General features: G+C 59.5%; 10 protein-coding genes. 6 read left to right on the top strand and 4 right to left on the bottom strand.

Annotated elements, in window-relative coordinates:
* Positions 1 to 204 precede the first annotated feature (204 nt).
* Genes D1223_RS03950 through D1223_RS03960 form a run of 3 tightly spaced genes read left to right on the top strand, consistent with a single transcriptional unit; the run spans position 205 to position 4,240 of the window.
* On the top strand, positions 205 to 1,503 hold the full coding sequence (locus D1223_RS03950; protein ID WP_119375086.1) for an NCS2 family permease: 1,299 nt from the start codon (positions 205 to 207) through the stop codon (positions 1,501 to 1,503).
* Positions 1,503 to 2,888: a uracil-xanthine permease family protein gene (locus D1223_RS03955; protein WP_119375087.1), complete on the top strand. Its 1,386-nt coding sequence runs from the start codon at positions 1,503 to 1,505 to the stop codon at positions 2,886 to 2,888. The genes D1223_RS03950 and D1223_RS03955 overlap by 1 nt, the downstream gene beginning before the upstream one ends.
* Positions 2,885 to 4,240: an 8-oxoguanine deaminase gene (locus D1223_RS03960; RefSeq protein WP_119375088.1), complete on the top strand. Its 1,356-nt coding sequence runs from the start codon at positions 2,885 to 2,887 to the stop codon at positions 4,238 to 4,240. Before D1223_RS03955 ends, D1223_RS03960 begins: the two co-directional genes overlap by 4 nt.
* A gap of 104 nt (positions 4,241 to 4,344) precedes the next feature.
* On the opposite strand, the gene D1223_RS03965 is transcribed toward D1223_RS03960, so the two are convergent.
* Positions 4,345 to 6,729, bottom strand: coding sequence for a TonB-dependent siderophore receptor (locus D1223_RS03965; protein WP_407646932.1), 2,385 nt, complete (start codon positions 6,727 to 6,729; stop codon positions 4,345 to 4,347).
* 604 nt (positions 6,730 to 7,333) lie between these two features.
* On the opposite strand from D1223_RS03965, the gene D1223_RS03970 reads away from it, so the two are divergent.
* Together D1223_RS03970 and D1223_RS03975 are read left to right on the top strand one after the other, a co-directional pair.
* A complete protein-coding gene (locus D1223_RS03970; protein ID WP_158588393.1) occupies positions 7,334 to 9,013 on the top strand; it encodes a 5'-methylthioadenosine/S-adenosylhomocysteine nucleosidase in 1,680 nt (559 codons plus the stop codon).
* A 24-nt stretch (positions 9,014 to 9,037) separates the two neighbouring features.
* Positions 9,038 to 9,616 carry an LOG family protein gene (locus D1223_RS03975; RefSeq protein ID WP_119375090.1) on the top strand — a complete coding sequence of 193 codons (579 nt, stop codon included), beginning with the start codon at positions 9,038 to 9,040 and terminating at the stop codon, positions 9,614 to 9,616.
* A 12-nt stretch (positions 9,617 to 9,628) separates the two neighbouring features.
* Here D1223_RS03975 and guaD read toward each other — a convergent pair whose 3' ends face one another.
* Entirely contained in the window at positions 9,629 to 10,918 is a 1,290-nt protein-coding gene (gene guaD / locus D1223_RS03980; RefSeq protein ID WP_119375091.1) for a guanine deaminase, read from the bottom strand.
* 351 nt (positions 10,919 to 11,269) lie between these two features.
* On the opposite strand from guaD, the gene D1223_RS03985 reads away from it, so the two are divergent.
* Positions 11,270 to 12,391 carry a purine nucleoside permease gene (locus D1223_RS03985; protein WP_119375272.1) on the top strand — a complete coding sequence of 374 codons (1,122 nt, stop codon included), beginning with the start codon at positions 11,270 to 11,272 and terminating at the stop codon, positions 12,389 to 12,391.
* 10 nt (positions 12,392 to 12,401) lie between these two features.
* On the opposite strand, the gene D1223_RS03990 is transcribed toward D1223_RS03985, so the two are convergent.
* Positions 12,402 to 13,898 carry an amidohydrolase family protein gene (locus D1223_RS03990; protein WP_158588394.1) on the bottom strand — a complete coding sequence of 499 codons (1,497 nt, stop codon included), beginning with the start codon at positions 13,896 to 13,898 and terminating at the stop codon, positions 12,402 to 12,404.
* A 67-nt stretch (positions 13,899 to 13,965) separates the two neighbouring features.
* A complete protein-coding gene (locus tag D1223_RS03995) occupies positions 13,966 to 14,829 on the bottom strand; it encodes a phytanoyl-CoA dioxygenase family protein (protein ID WP_119375093.1) in 864 nt (287 codons plus the stop codon).
* Between the last annotated feature and the right edge of the window lie 110 nt (positions 14,830 to 14,939).

Below are 14,939 nucleotides of genomic sequence, written 5' to 3' on the forward strand. Positions count from 1 at the left end.
CGCTTCTGCACCAGATTTGCCCGGATTTCACCAATCCGCAGGGGTCGTTTGCCGGAAAATCAAACAGTTACAGCCAAGTCCTCTCAATTTTGTGCCGGGATGTTGTGCCTCCTGCTCTTTGAGCGGCAGTCTCCGCTCCAATGATGGGAAGGGGTGCCGGAACCTGTTTCGACGCCTGAAGCAGCAGAGCAGAGGTCGGGCAATATGCTAAACAGGGTCTTCGAGCTGCAGGCTCGCGGTTCGAATGTGCGAACGGAAATTATCGCTGGTATCACGACGTTCCTGTCGATGTCGTACATCATCTTCGTCAATCCGGATATTCTGGCTCAGGCCGGGATGGATCCGGGCGCCGTATTCGTGGCGACATGCCTCGCGGCGGCAGTCGGTTCCTTCATCATGGGGGCTTATGCGAACTACCCGATCGCGATTGCACCCGGCATGGGATTGAATGCGTTCTTCACATACGGCGTGGTCATCGGAATGGGCGTGGCCTGGCAAACCGCGCTGATGGCGGTGTTCATGTCCGGCACACTGTTCGTGATCCTCAGCCTCCTGCCGGTTCGCGAATGGATCATCAATTCGATACCGATGGAGCTGAAGCTCTCCATCGCCGCCGGTATCGGCTTCTTTCTGATCATAATCGGCCTGACCAGTGTCGGAATCGTGGTCGACAACCCTGCAACGCTGGTGGGGCTAGGGGATCTGTCCGCCACGCCGACATTGCTGGCCATTTTCTGCTTCGTTGCCATCGCGATCCTCGAGACGCGTCAGGTCCCCGGGGGAATCCTGATCGGCATGCTTGGTATCACCATCGCCGGCATGGTGCTTGGCGTCGCGGAGCCGAGCGGCATTGCATCGCTGCCGCCATCCCTTGAGCCGACCTTTCTGCAACTTGACTGGTCAAAGGCATTGGAAGTTGCCCTGATCACGGTGGTGATATCCTTCCTCTTCGTCGACATGTTCGACACGGCCGGCACGCTGGTTTCGGTCGCCCACAAGGCCGGGCTGCTTGACGAGAACGGCCATGTGAAGAATCTCCGAAAGGCCCTTCTCGCCGACAGTACGTCGACCATGATCGGCGCGGCGCTCGGGACCTCGTCGGCGACGAGCTATGTCGAGAGTATCGCTGGCGTGAAGGCGGGTGGCCGCACTGGCCTGACGGCGGTGGTGGTCGGCCTGCTGTTCCTGATTGCGCTGTTCTTCGCGCCTCTTGCCGGCGCCATACAGTCCTATGCAACTGGCCCGGCCCTGATCTTTGTCGGATGTGTGATGGTGGGGGGACTTGCTGAGGTCGATTGGGATGATGCGACCTGTTTCGTCCCGGCTGTCATCACCGCGGTTTCCATGCCGCTGACATACTCCATCGCGACCGGGCTTGGTCTCGGTTTCATTGCCTATGTCGCCATCAAGCTTGGTTCGGGTCACTGGAAAAAGCTCAGCCCCGGCGTGATGGTTCTGGCAGTGCTGTTCCTGCTCAAATTCATTTTCCTGGATGGCGGGTGATGAGCGCCGATTCGGCCGGCCGGGCCGCAAAGCCTTCGGGCTCGATCCTGATGACCCGGGAGCAGCGTCAGGACCCAGACTATTTTCCCGGCTTCGCGGCCGCCATCCCGCTGAGTATTCAGCACATACTGGCCATGTTCATCTCCAATGTAACGCCGGCCATCATTGTTGCCGGGGCGGCCGGATTCGGTTTTGGATCGCCCGACGTCTCGGCGCTGCTTTACATGATCCAGATGTCGATGCTGTTCGCCGGGCTGGCGACGCTGCTGCAGACTATCGGAATGGGTCCAGTCGGTTCAAGATTGCCCATTGTCCAGGGAACGAGCTTTGCCTTCCTGCCAATCATGATTCCGTTGGTCGCCGGGCAGGGCGTCGAGGCCATGGCCGTGCTGACCACGGGTGCCCTGTTCGGCGGCCTTTTCCATGCTGGTCTCAGCGTCTTCGTCAAGCAGCTGCGTTGCGCCTTCCCGCCGCTCGTGACCGGGCTTGTCGTCGCGATGATCGCCCTGTCGCTGCTTCAGGTAGGGATTCAGTATGCGGCGGGTGGCGTACCGCTGCGTGGCAGTGACGACTATGGCAGCTGGCAGAGCTGGTTGCTCGCGAGCATCGTCATTGTGGCGACCTTCGGGTTCAAATTCTTCACGAAGGGCATGTGGTCTTCGGCGTCGGTGCTGCTTGGCCTGCTGGTCGGCTATGGCGTGGCCTTCGCGATGGGGCGTGTCGACCTTCAGGACGTGTCCGCAGCCGGCTGGGTATCGGTCCCGTTCCCGTTCCATTTTGGGTTTTCGTTTTCGGTGTCGGCGGTCATCGGTTTCTGCCTGATGGGTATCGTCTCGGCCATCGAAACAGTCGGCGATGTCAGCGCGATTGCCGAAGGTGGGGCCGGGCGTGAGGCCAAGGATGAAGAACTGTCCGGGGCTACGCTCGCTGACGGGGTCGGCACATCACTGGCTGCCGTATTCGGCGGGCTACCGAATACCTCCTTCAGCCAGAATGTCGGTCTGATTGCCATGACCGGGATCATGAGCCGTCATATTGTCAGTCTCGGCGCCGTCTTCCTGATCATCTGCGGGCTGCTGCCAAAGGTCGGCGCCTTCATCATTACCATTCCGATCGAAGTTCTGGGCGGCGGCGTGATCATCATGTTCGGCATGGTGGCATCCGCGGCCATTTCCATCCTGTCGAATGTTCAGTGGTCGCAGCGAAACATGCTGATCTTTGCCCTCTCGCTGTCGCTCGGTTTCGGGTTGCAACTCGAGCCGCAGGCGCTTCAGCACGTGCCGGAGGACGTCCGCATGTTTTTGACATCGGGTCTTCTACCAGCGACATTCCTCGCCGTATTGCTGAACCTTGTCCTGCCCGAACTGGAAGAAGACGTGGCATGAGCACAACCCTCATCCGGCATGCAGACATGCTGGTTACGATGGATGATGCCGGTACAGAAATCCCGGACGGCGCGCTGGTGATTGAAGATGGAAAGATCGCCGCGACCGGGACAAGCGCGGAACTGGCGCACTGGGCTGGGGCGGCCGAAAACATTATCGACGCGCGTGGATGTGTCGTCACGCCTGGCCTGGTAAATACCCATCACCACCTGTTTCAGACGCTGACACGCGCTGTGCCAGCCGGCCAGAACGCGCTGCTTTTCGACTGGCTGAAGGCGCATTATCCGGTTTGGGCGCGCTACCGGCCCGAGGACATGTTCGTCTCCGCCCAGCTGGGGCTTGCCGAACTCGCCTTGTCAGGATGCACGCTTAGCAGCGATCATCTGTATCTCTATCCGGACGGCGTTCGGCTGGAAGACACCATTGAGGCAGCGCGCAGCGTCGGTATCCGCTTTCACGCCACGCGCGGCTCAATGAGCATCGGTGAAGGGCAGGGCGGTTTGCCGCCGGATGGTCTCGTCGAGGACGAAAAAGCGATCCTTGAAGACTGTATCCGCGTGATCGATGCGTTTCATGATCCTTCCGACGGTGCCATGGTGCGTGTCGGCGTCGCGCCCTGTTCGCCATTTTCGGTCAGCCGCGAGCTGATGCGGGATTCAGCCCTGCTGGCGCGCGACAAGGGCGTGATGATGCACACCCATCTTGCCGAGAACGATGAGGACACTGCCTATTCGCTCGAGCGGTTCGGCTGCCGGCCCGGCCAGTATGCCGAGGAACTGGGCTGGGTCGGTGACGATGTCTGGCACGCCCATTGTGTAAAGCTGGACGCCGGCGAGATCGGCCTGTTCGCCAAAACCCGAACGGGTGTTGCCCATTGCCCCTGTTCCAACTGCCGTCTCGGATCGGGTATCGCGCCCATTCGGGATATGCTGGCGGCAGGGGTGCCCGTCGGGCTTGGTGTTGATGGCTCTGCCTCGAACGATTCAGGGCATCTCTTGCTTGAGGCACGCCAGGCCATGCTGTTGCAGCGTGTTGCCATGGGCGCCGATGCGCTTGATCCCCGCCAGGTGCTCCGGCTGGCCACGCGCGGCGGCGCCGACATGCTCGGACGCCGAGATTGCGGCGTGCTCGAAGCCGGCCGACGGGCCGATTTCGTGATCTGGGATATCGATGGTCTCTCCGCTGCGGGGGCCTGGGACCCGGTCGCGGCCCTCATCCTGTGCGCGCCGGTATCGGCCAGAGATGTATTCGTCGATGGCCAGGCAATCGTTCGCGGCCGCCAGCTTGCGCTGACAGACGCAGGCGATATCCGGGCACGCGCCGACCGGTCCCTGCGGCGCCTCATGGCCTGAACGGTCAGGGTGCGTTCTTGCTTTTCTTCTTACAGCCAACAGAAAACGCCCGGAGCAAGCTCCGGGCGTCTCGTGTGATGAGTAAGGTTTAGTGTACTCGCTTCCTAGAACTTGTAGATGATCGACGCCTGAACGCTCCGCGGTTTCTCCGGAAGGACAATCGTACTGCCGAACAGTTCTGTGAAGTTCGCACGGAAGTATTCTTCGTCCGTTGCGTTCTTGACGGTCACCCGGAAGAGCCAGTCGTCCAGCGCGTAGGATGCCGAAAGGTCGACCAGTGTGTAACCCGGCAGTTCCACCACCTGCGACTGGCCTGAGTAGACTTCCTCGACGTTCACAAGGCTGCCCGAGAAGGACAGGCCATTGTCGAACTCGTAGGTGCCGGTGAGCGAGTAAATGTTCTCCGGAATACCTGCGCGTTTGGCGTCGTCCTCGTCGGAGATGATAACGAGCCCGATTGGCTGGCCGCCGAGGTGGAGCGAAGGATCCGTGACATTCACCATGTCCTCAATGCCGAAGAAGCTGAAAGCGGTTCCGGCTTCAAGGAAGGTCTCGTTGATAACCTTCGTATTGGTATAGGCCGCCGTGACGAGGAACTTGTCTGTCACTGACCAGCGCATCTCGGCTTCAAGACCTTCGGTCTTGATGTCCTGGTTGACGGTGCTGGACTGGACGTTCCGGTCGGTACGCTCCTGCTCGTAATAGGAGACGGCTGCGTAGAGCCGGCCATCGAGGAAGTCACCCTTGACGCCAACTTCGCGTAGCTCGGTGGCTGTCAGGAAGGTCTTTGTGTCAACCTGATCGAAGCTGATATCGGCGCCCTGACCAGCGATCACGACGGTCTGCTCAGCGACAGTCACATATGGAATGATGCCGCCGGGCAGCTTGTAGTTCGCACTGGCATTCCACGAGACGCCACTGTCACTATTGCTGGCTTTGCCTGTTTCGCCAAACCGGCCCGATGTGGACTCGGCGTCAACCGTGTCGTGACGAACGCCGAGCAGCAGGCCGAGACCAAAGTCGAATTCGGCGTCGACGAGGCCAGCAATGCCGTAATTGGTGTAGTTGCCGACATTATAGTCAGACCAGCCGCAGTCGCATTCGAGCGCAAGGAGGCGGTCCGATCGTGCATCATAGCCCTGGGTCAGGTCGACACGGTGGAAGAACTCGTAGTCGAAGTCGTCACCATGCTCGAAGTCGGTATGGCGGATGGACGGTGAGAACTGAGTGTTCAGGGTCAACCCTTCGAACTCGAACTCCTTCGAGACGACGATTTTGTCCTCGAATACCCAGGAATCGTGGAATTGCGAGAAACCGTAGGAATTGAGGTTCAGGTTCTCATAGGTCTCGTAGAACATCTGGTTCTTGATTTCGAACCCAGCATCATTGTCCCAGATCATGTCGAAATAGAGGACAAGGTCTTCGTTCTCGAGCTTGTCTTCCTTGCCAGTCAGGACGTTTTGGCGTGATAGTTTTGCCGTGCCCACATTTTCCAGGGCAAGGTAAGGATAGGCGTCCATAAGGCAGGCATCGGTCCAGCCGGCGGCCGTCACCCCGCCGCCACAGGCGAATGAGCCGAACGGATTGAAAACGCCGACGGCATCGAATTCTTCCTGCGAAAGCTGGCCGTCAAAGTCTGTATCAAGCGGCTGCGCGGTGCCGGTGATGTAGGTGCCGTTGTCGACGAGGTCCTGCGTAAGCCTGTTCCAGCCACCGTTCTGGGCGCCACCATAGTCGTGGTACATCGCACCGAATTCTGCGCGCAGATTGTCGGTCAGTTGCGTATCAAAGGCGGCTTGCAGGATGGTCTGCTCGGTCGAAATGTTGTTGTAGTAGCTGCCGGAGTCTTCGAGTTCGGCGTAAAGGTTGTAGCCGAACTCCTTGCCAAACAGCTTGCCGGGACCGGTGATCGATCCGCTGAGGACGCTCTTGTCCCAGCTACCACCTGTATACCGCACTTCGCCTTCCGGCGCCGCCATATACTTGCCCCCGGCGATCCGGGCCGATTTCGGCACGAAGTTCATGTAACCGCCGGATTTGGATGGGCCGTAGATCGGCGAGGCGGGGCCGCGCACGATATCGATCCGGTCCGACGCGCCGATCGGGGTGGCATAGTTGCCGGGGTTGTCGAGACGTTTGACGCCGCGGAAATAGGTTTCGCCCGCCTGGCCGCGAATATCGAGTGCGCCGCCGACGCCGAAGAAGGAGTTGGTGAACGTACCGGGCGACTGGGCGACCAAGCCGTAGATGTCATCGATGCCGAAGCGTTCGATCTGTTCAGACGAAATCGTCGAGGCCGAACGCGGGATCTCCGTCAGCGTCTTGTCGAAGCCAAAAACAGAGCCGACATCTTCAACTGGCAGAGCCCGCAGGCTGCCGGTGACGACAACCGTTTCCTGGCGGGCTTCTTCTTCTTCCTCCTGAGCGAACGCCGCTGACGGCATGCCGGCGAGGATCGCCAGGCCTGCTGCAGAGAGCATGATCTTCATTTTCATGGATGCACCCGAACCTCCGGCCGACAGGCCTTCCGATTCACTTTTCCCGGCATTTGCCGCTGCATCGATACCGGGCGATGCGCCCCTCTGCTTGTACGTCATGTCGCTTTCCCCTCGCTGCTGGATGGCAATTCTACTTCCGAAGATATTTGGGGCGGTCGCCGCGCATGCTTACCGTCGTGGCGGTTCATCTGAACCGTGCACAAGCGGTGGCCGACCCACTCATTGGGATCAGGCTATGAAGGCTTGCATAGCTCGCGAAGATGTTGCGCTGCACAAGTACCGGAGAAAGCGTTAATGTGCGCATTTTTCGATCACATGCTCGGGGGCATGCATTCATACCAGTCAGCCCGTTCGCATTTCGGCGGGCCCTGTTGGGAATGCGTGCCGGTTTATGGCAAGGTCGAATAACGACTCAGTTATTCATACGGATAAGCGATCTAATTATGGCATCGGACTATTTGGAATTATGAGCATGCTCGGGCGGCGTATAATCACGAAAATCACATGTTTCTTTGGCGCTGGTGCGCTTTTCCTGGCAGCGGCGTGCGAGGCCGTTCCGGCCCAGCCGGTTTCGTCGGCGCCATCGGATGCCGGGATGATTGACACGGTCCCGCAAGACCGGGTGCCGCGAATCGCGATTGCGACCGCCTACGCGCCCGAATTCGCCGCGCTCATTCCAGAGCTAGAGGCGCCGTCCGAGTACATTATCAATGGCGTATCCTACTGGGCTGGCCGCATGCAGGAGCGGGACGTTGTCCTGTTCGAAACCGGCGTCAGCCTGGTCAACGCGACGATGAATACGGAGCGCCTGCTCGAAAACTTCAACATTACCGACATTGTCGTTAGCGGCGTTGCCGGGGGGCTCGACCCGGACCTTACAATTGGTGATGTCACGGTGCCGGCCCGTTGGGCGCAATACAATGAGTCCGTTTACATGCGCGAGACGGATGACGGCGGGTTCAAGCCTCATGCCGGTGTGGAGCCTGAGCTGCCCGTATTTGATTTCATTGGCACGCGCGGTGTCCGCATTGCCAGCTCGGATGACCCGTCACCGCAACCACAAATCTGGTTCGAGGCAACGCCACGTCTTCTGTCCATTGCTGAAAAGGCTGCAGAAACGGCAAATCTCCGGCGATGTGACGACGAAGGGCTATGCCTGCCTGAGCAGCCAGAAGTGGTCGTCGGTGGATCGGGCGTCACTGGCTCGATCTTCATGGATAATGCCCGTTTTCGTGACTACCTCTATGCGGTTTTCGAGGCGCAAGTCGTGGAAATGGAAACGGCGGCTGTCGCGATGGTGGCGCATGCGCATGATGTCCCGTTCATCGCATTCCGCAGTCTTTCCGATCTTGCCGGCGGGGGTGAGGCCAATGAGAACGAGATCACGGCCTTCCAGCACCTGGCGGCGCTGAATTCGGCGGCGGTCGTCCTTTCCTTTCTGGATGCTTATGGCGATGCCGGCGCTGCCCAGCCGCGGGCCGCTTATTGCGAGATCAATTTCTCAGTGGCATCGACCTATGCCGGCAAGGCGCTCGGTGACGAATTCGTCGAAAGGGTTCGCGCGGCATTTCGGGACGATGAGGCGCATGCAGCCTTCCTTCATTCACAGCTTCCTCGCGCGGAACGGATCGCCAGTCTCGCCGCCAGCCAGCAGGGAAGCGAGATTTCGCCAACACTGCTTGAGGTCTGGGGGGGCTATAAGGGAAAGACCAGTCCCTCCCTGGCCATGCGCCTGCCGGGAGATGCGACAGACGACCGTGCACTGGCCCAGGCGGTTGGCGCGGCGCTTGGCTATACGTTCATGCAGGAGAGTGTCCTGGTGCAGTGCTCGGGTGATGAGGCCGGGGCAACGACCCATCCTGCGCTCAACCTTGTTGAAACCGGTTCGAGCAATATCCTGTCCGAGACGACGGTCCGGTCTGTATTCGGTATGCTGCTGGGCCAAGCGGAGGGCAATTTCGACCTGGGTTTCACTTACTACCCCGACGAGGACCGCTTCTCTACGGTCGGGCTGACCGATGGCGGAAGCTTTGAGCGCGGCGCGATGACCAAATTGCACGACGACCTTGAGACGGTAAGCGGTCTCAGCACAGCCCTTTCGTTGAGCGAACAGGATGTATGGGTCAGCTTTTCTGGTAATGACTGGAGCTGTGATGCCGATGGGGCCGGATACCTAAAAAGCCCGGTCGTCGCGGCGCTGAAGCCGGAACTGGACAAAATCCGGGCGTCGTTTGCTGGCGAGCTGGAATCATTCGTTGAAGCCCAGTTGGACTAGACGTTTTTCATCAGGAGTAATGAGTTGAGAATTTGCGTATTCTGCGGGTCGAATACCGGCCGCGGCGAAGTCTACATGGAATCTGGATACGAGTTCGGTGCGATGATCGCCGAACGGGGGCTAGAGGTCGTCTATGGCGGCGCTCGCAATGGACTCATGGGCGCCGTCGCCAATGGCGCGCTTGAAGCGGGCGGCAAGGTGATCGGCGTGCTGCCACGCCAGCTCTTCGAGCTCGAACAGGCGCATGAGAACCTGACCGATTTGCGCGTGGTGAATTCAATGCACGAGCGCAAGCAGATCATGCATGATCTTTCCTCCTCCTTTGTCAGCCTTCCGGGCGGTATCGGCACGATGGAAGAGATGTTCGAAGTCTGGACCTGGACGCAGCTGGGTGTGCACCGCAAGCCGCTCGCGCTCTATAATGTCAACGGCTTTTACGACGCCCTGGAGTCTTTTCTGGACGTGATGGTGGAGGAGGGCTTTGTGAAGGATGTGCATCGCAGCATGACGCTGGTCGGAAAGGATCCGGCCAAGCTCCTCGAAGAGCTCACAAGCTATGAGCCGCCGCTCGTCAAGAAGTGGCTGAAGCCTGAAGAGCGCTAGGCAGACGCACGCTCATTTCAGACGCTCACCTGCGATATAGGTCGCCGCGATGCAGCGATCATCGCCGAGCGTCTGCAGGACGAAGAGTTCATCCGTCAGGCTGGACGAGGACTGCATCCGTGTGCGCATCGCCGATGTGGCTTGCGAGTCGACGACGATGAGATCGGCATCCGAACCAGCTTCGAGCGCGCCAATCCGGTCTTCCATCGATAGCGCGCGCGCATTGCCGAGCGTGAGCAGGTAGAAGCTCTCAAGTGGATTGAGGCTATAGCCGCAAAGCTGGCTGACCTTGTAGGCTTCAGAGGCGGTTGCCAGCATGGAGTAGCTGGTCCCGGCACCGACATCGGTTGCCAGTGCCACGCGAACGCCGCTTTCTGTCAGGGTCTCGTAGTCAAACAGGCCGCTGCCAAGGAACAGGTTGGAGGTCGGGCAGAACACGGCGACCGATCTGCTTTCCTTGAGGGCCGTTCGCTCACGGGGTTCCAGGTGGATGCAGTGCCCGAATAGCGAGCGTGGACCCAGCAGGCCATTCGATTCGTACACATCCAGATAGTCACGTGCGCCCGGGAAAAGGCGGGCAGTTTCCTCAATCTCGCTGCGGTTCTCGCAAAGATGGGTCTGGAGGAAGACATCGGGGGTTTCGCGCATCAGTGTTCCTGCCAGGTCGAGCTGGGCTTCGCTGCACGTGATCGCAAAACGTGGTGTCACGGCATAATGAAGCCGACCGCGACCGTGCCAGGTGTCGATCAGGCGCCTGCTGTCATCATAGCCGGACTGGGAGGTATCCAGAAGGTTGCCCGGCGCATTGCGATCCATCAGGACCTTGCCGGCAATCATGCAAAGGCCGCGCGCCTCGGCCTCGGCAAAAAAGGCGTCCATCGCGGTTTTGTGAGATGTTCCGTATACGACGGATGTGGTCACCCCATGCCTAAGGATTTCGTCGAGATAGCAAGCCGCGATCGACTGGGCGTGAGCCTCGTCTTCGAACAGGGCCTCCTGAACAAAAGTGTAGCCATGCAGCCAGTCCAGGAGCTGGGCGCCGTAGCTGGCAATGACGCCCATCTGGGCAAAGTGGGCATGGGTGTCGATAAAACCGGGCATGAGAATACCGGGCCGGTGATCGGTCACAGGGAGGGTCCGATACGCCTCCGGGAGGTCGCTGAAATTGCCGCGCCAGGCAATCCTTCCACCGTCGGTCACGACGGCGCCATCCTCCCAGAACGCATAGCAGGACTCATCATCCAGAGAGTCCGGGCGCTCGAAAAAGGTGAGCACTCTGGCGCGCAGGACCTTGTCACTCATGGAGGGCAATCCTCTCCGGCATTGCAACCCGGCCAAGCCGTGCGCTGATGGTGTTCACCAGCCAGTTCGGCGAGGCCTTCCTGTCTGTGTTTACGCAGTTGAGCGTACTTGTTGTCAATGTCTGGGTATGCAGGGCAGGTGCGCTTCATGGGGTTCGGCCGCATGTCATACTTGTCCGTACAACATTCGAGCAGCGGGCCGGTTTGCATGACATAGATGAAGGCAGCTCAAGCGTTCTAAAAATCCGCTCGTTCGGGAGCGTTGACGATAGGGGCGGCTCTACAGCCTAGTGCGTGAACATGATGGGTTATCAGCTGACAGGGAATTCTTGATATGAGGTTTTTCGATTTTATGCCGGCAAGCGCTTTGGGCCTTGCGGCCTCTCTGGCAATTAGCGCCTGCACGGAAGCACCTGCCGCAGAGCCGGAGGAGAGCGTGGAGTCTGCGGACCAAACCTCAGTGCTGGATTGCGCGCCTGGAGCGCCCTGCAGCACGTCGCTTCCGGTACGCGTCGTGCTTGTCACCATGTTCGAGATCGGAGAGGATGAAGGCGACAAGCCGGCCGAATTCCAACTCTGGAAAGAGCGCCGTCCGTTCGACATGCAGATCCCGTTTCCGCATTCCTATCATGACCTTTTTTATGATGAAGAAAATCAGGTGCTCGCAATGGTCACGGGTATCGGGACGGCGCGGTCAGCTGCGGCCACCATGGCGCTCGGCCTGGATCCGCGCTTCGACCTTTCCGAAGCCTATTGGCTGGTTGCTGGTATCGCAGGCATCGATCCGGAGGACGCCTCCATCGGCTCTGCTGTCTGGTCGGCCTATCTCGTGGACGGCGATCTCTCTCACGAGATCGACGCCCGCGAAAAGCCGGAAGATTGGCCGACTGGCTATTTCCCACGGTACACGAACGGGCCTTACGATCCCGACCGGCCAGAGCCGACGGGCGAGATGTTCCATATCAATGAAGGGCTACGTGACTGGGCCTATGAGCTGACCAAGGACCTCGAACTGCCAGACCTGGAGGGCCTTGCCGAGGAGCGCTCGCTCTATACCAACTACGAAATGGCGCAGAAACCGCCCTTCGTCCTGAAGGGCGGTCACCTGGCCGCCATGACCTTCTGGCATGGCGAGCTCATGAATGAGTGGGCGAATGACTGGGTCGACTACTGGACCGATGGCAATTCGGAGTTCGTCACATCGGCCATGGAAGAGACGGGCACCTACACCTCCATCGAGTATCTCGACCGGATCGGAAAAGTGGACAAGGACCGCTTCATGGTGCTCCGCGCTGGCAGCAATTACACAATGCAGCCTCCTGGCAAGACCGCCGCAGAAAACCTGCTTGGTGAGAATGAAGGCTATGCCGGCATGCTTGGTTCGCTGGAGTCGCTTTATCTGGTGGGTGGCACCGTCATCGACGAAATCACCGGAAACTGGGAAACCTACAAGGACAACGTGCCTGGCGAGTAGGACGCTGGGCTCATTCAGGCTGGGCGATGGTCCAGCCTGCGATGTCCTTTTCAAAGGCCTCGAAATCATCTTCCAGCTTCAATTGAAGCAAAGCTTTCGGGCTGAACAGGGCGAGCGCCCTGCAGCTGCGGGATGCAACTGACTGGCAGGTCGGTGAAGGCGTTCCGGGCTGTCCGGGTTTCCAGATGCTCGTGCCGGGCAGGAATGCGAATTCCAGGCTGTTTCGAGCCGCCTGTTTGAGGTCACGATAGGCGAGACCGTGTTCAAGCGCGGCGCGAACATACTGCTCGGTCATGTCCGTGCGCAGGACACCCTGGTCGTCGGTCGAAAGGACAATGGGAACGCCAGACGCGCGGTAGAGATTCAGCGGATGCTCCTTGCCCCTCACGCCGAGAATAATGTCATTGCTCGACAGGTTGATCTCGACGGCAATGCGCTCCTCGGCCATTCGGTCAAGTGTCTTGCGGCTGTCGAGCTCCCAGGCGATGTCGATGCCGTGTCCGATCCGGCTGGAACCGGCAATCTCGATCGCGTCGCGAATGTGGCTGCGCAGAGCGTAGGCGGGTGCGAGTCCAAGGGTGAGTTCGCCTGCATGTAGCGAGACCTTGGCGCTTGGATATTTTTCGTTGAGGAAGGCGATCATGCGCATGTGCAACTGGTAATTCTCGATCGCCCGCGGGTCGTCCTCAGGCTGGACCAGCGAAACGCCGAGGAAGCGCGGATCGGCCTCGATCAGGGCGAATCCCAGCGCAAGCTGGCGGAACAGTTGCTCGTTGGGCAGCAGGCGAAGGCCGTAGAAATTGTAATAGACGGTGACATCGCAGCCGGGTTCGGCGTCCGCCGTGCCGCAGCTCAGGATTTCGGCCGCCTCGCGTTCAGTCTTGTCGCGCTGCTGGATGCCCGCCTCGACAAGCGCGTCGATCTCTGGCGCAAAACGCGAAAACGCCGCGTCGAGGTCGCTCTCATCCCAGTCGCCATCTTCAGACTGGACAGTATACTGATTAATCGTGCCTGGATTGAACATAAGTTCGACATAGGACAGCCGGTCATCAGCGGCGAGCTGCTTGATGGATGCCAATGTCCGATCGGGCTCCTCGCTCACGATGGGGAAGAACCTCTCGAAACTGCCGAAAAACTGTTCGTGCCCAGATCGGTCGATATCGACATCCGCAAGCACTTCGCGGACTGACAGGGCATCTACAATTTCGGCATAGAGGGCCGGGTCTGTGCGCATCAGGCCGACGGCAGTGATCTCTCCCTCATCCTCGCAGGGTGGAGGACTGATAGCGGCAGGGACTTCGGTGACACAGAAGGCCCGGTCTTCGGCCCAGGAGAGATACTCTTCCGCGAAGGGTGTGCCCGAGGCGTGGTTGTGCAGGTCTCCACCTTTCGGCATGTCGCGAAGGAAGACACGAAGCAGGACCGGATCGTCGGAAATCCGGTCAAAAAGCGCTGCGGCCTCGCGCTCGGTATCCTCCGCTGATGCGGTCGGTGCAGCCGTCAACATCAGGCAGCTCATCGTGCACGCCAGCGCAGCAAGGGATGGTCGAAAGAGCGTTGACCCGCAACGGGATCTACCGCGCCGCATTTTTCACAAAATCTTCGACGAAGTCGTCATTCCGGCCGTCCGGCACCCCGGTGAACCAGCCACCACGTACATGCCGGCGGACGGCTCGGTCATTCGTGGCGACAGCCGCCGAGTGCCAGAGATAGGCATCATGGAACAGCACATCGCCTGCTTCGCAATAGACGGCGATCTCGCCCGGCGCCTTTTCGAAGGCGAGCGGCATATCATATGGCGGTGGCTCATCGGTGTAGCCGCCCACTGGCTTCGATTGCGCCGGAACCGGCACATTGTTGGCATTCCTGAACGGGGCAGGGGTTGCCCATTTATGCGACCCGGGCACCACTCGGAGAAATCCGTTTTCAGGGCTGGTCGCGTCGATATGGATAGTGAAAGCCACAGATGGCCAGCAATCCATATGCGGGCCGCTCTGCCAGTCGGAGTGCCAGCCGATCCGGCGATAGCCGGAATTGCTGCCCCCGCGTGCGTCCTGGTAAACAGCCCCGAACCTTGAATGCTCGCGCAAGTGACCGCCTGGCACCCATTTCTCCATCAGTGCCGTGATTGCCGGGTGGAGGATTGCCGCGCGCGTCGCGGGCGAGACTTCAGTGATGTACTGTACATAATTGGCGAAGCGTTTCTCGCCATTGACGGCATCGTCCAGAAGGACGGAATTGCCATGGCGGGGATCAAGCTTGCCCTCGATGACACCGGTCTGTGCGTCGACGCATTCATTGGTAAGGCGTTCGAGATCGGCCGGTTGGTAGAGGCGGCGCAGAATGGCGAATCCATGCTCTCGGAAAAATGCGTCAAGGGCGTCCAGCTCATCGGCATGAAAGACGCCGATATCGGTATTGATGCTGCCTGTCTTCATGGTCGGAATCCCGAAATAGCCGCTCTATTTATTCGTCCGTTTAAACGTATCCCCAAGCGGATGCATTGGTATTCAGACCGCCCTGAGCGTCCGTCCTCAGGCATGCCGGA

It is taken from the genome of Henriciella mobilis, from assembly GCF_003576285.1.
In the GTDB taxonomy this organism is placed as follows: domain Bacteria; phylum Pseudomonadota; class Alphaproteobacteria; order Caulobacterales; family Hyphomonadaceae; genus Henriciella; species Henriciella mobilis.

What these genes read in the sequence shown, in the direction of transcription:
- D1223_RS03950 (WP_119375086.1), top strand. Translation starts at nt 205, where the DNA reads ATGCTAAACAGGGTCTTCGAGCTGCAGGCTCGCGGTTCGAATGTGCGA.
- D1223_RS03955 (WP_119375087.1), top strand. Translation starts at nt 1,503, where the DNA reads ATGAGCGCCGATTCGGCCGGCCGGGCCGCAAAGCCTTCGGGCTCGATC.
- D1223_RS03960 (WP_119375088.1), top strand. Translation starts at nt 2,885, where the DNA reads ATGAGCACAACCCTCATCCGGCATGCAGACATGCTGGTTACGATGGAT.
- D1223_RS03965 (WP_407646932.1), bottom strand. Translation starts at nt 6,729, where the DNA reads ATGAAGATCATGCTCTCTGCAGCAGGCCTGGCGATCCTCGCCGGCATG.
- D1223_RS03970 (WP_158588393.1), top strand. Translation starts at nt 7,334, where the DNA reads ATGATTGACACGGTCCCGCAAGACCGGGTGCCGCGAATCGCGATTGCG.
- guaD (WP_119375091.1), bottom strand. Translation starts at nt 10,918, where the DNA reads ATGAGTGACAAGGTCCTGCGCGCCAGAGTGCTCACCTTTTTCGAGCGC.
- D1223_RS03985 (WP_119375272.1), top strand. Translation starts at nt 11,270, where the DNA reads ATGCCGGCAAGCGCTTTGGGCCTTGCGGCCTCTCTGGCAATTAGCGCC.
- D1223_RS03990 (WP_158588394.1), bottom strand. Translation starts at nt 13,898, where the DNA reads ATGTTGACGGCTGCACCGACCGCATCAGCGGAGGATACCGAGCGCGAG.
- D1223_RS03995 (WP_119375093.1), bottom strand. Translation starts at nt 14,829, where the DNA reads ATGAAGACAGGCAGCATCAATACCGATATCGGCGTCTTTCATGCCGAT.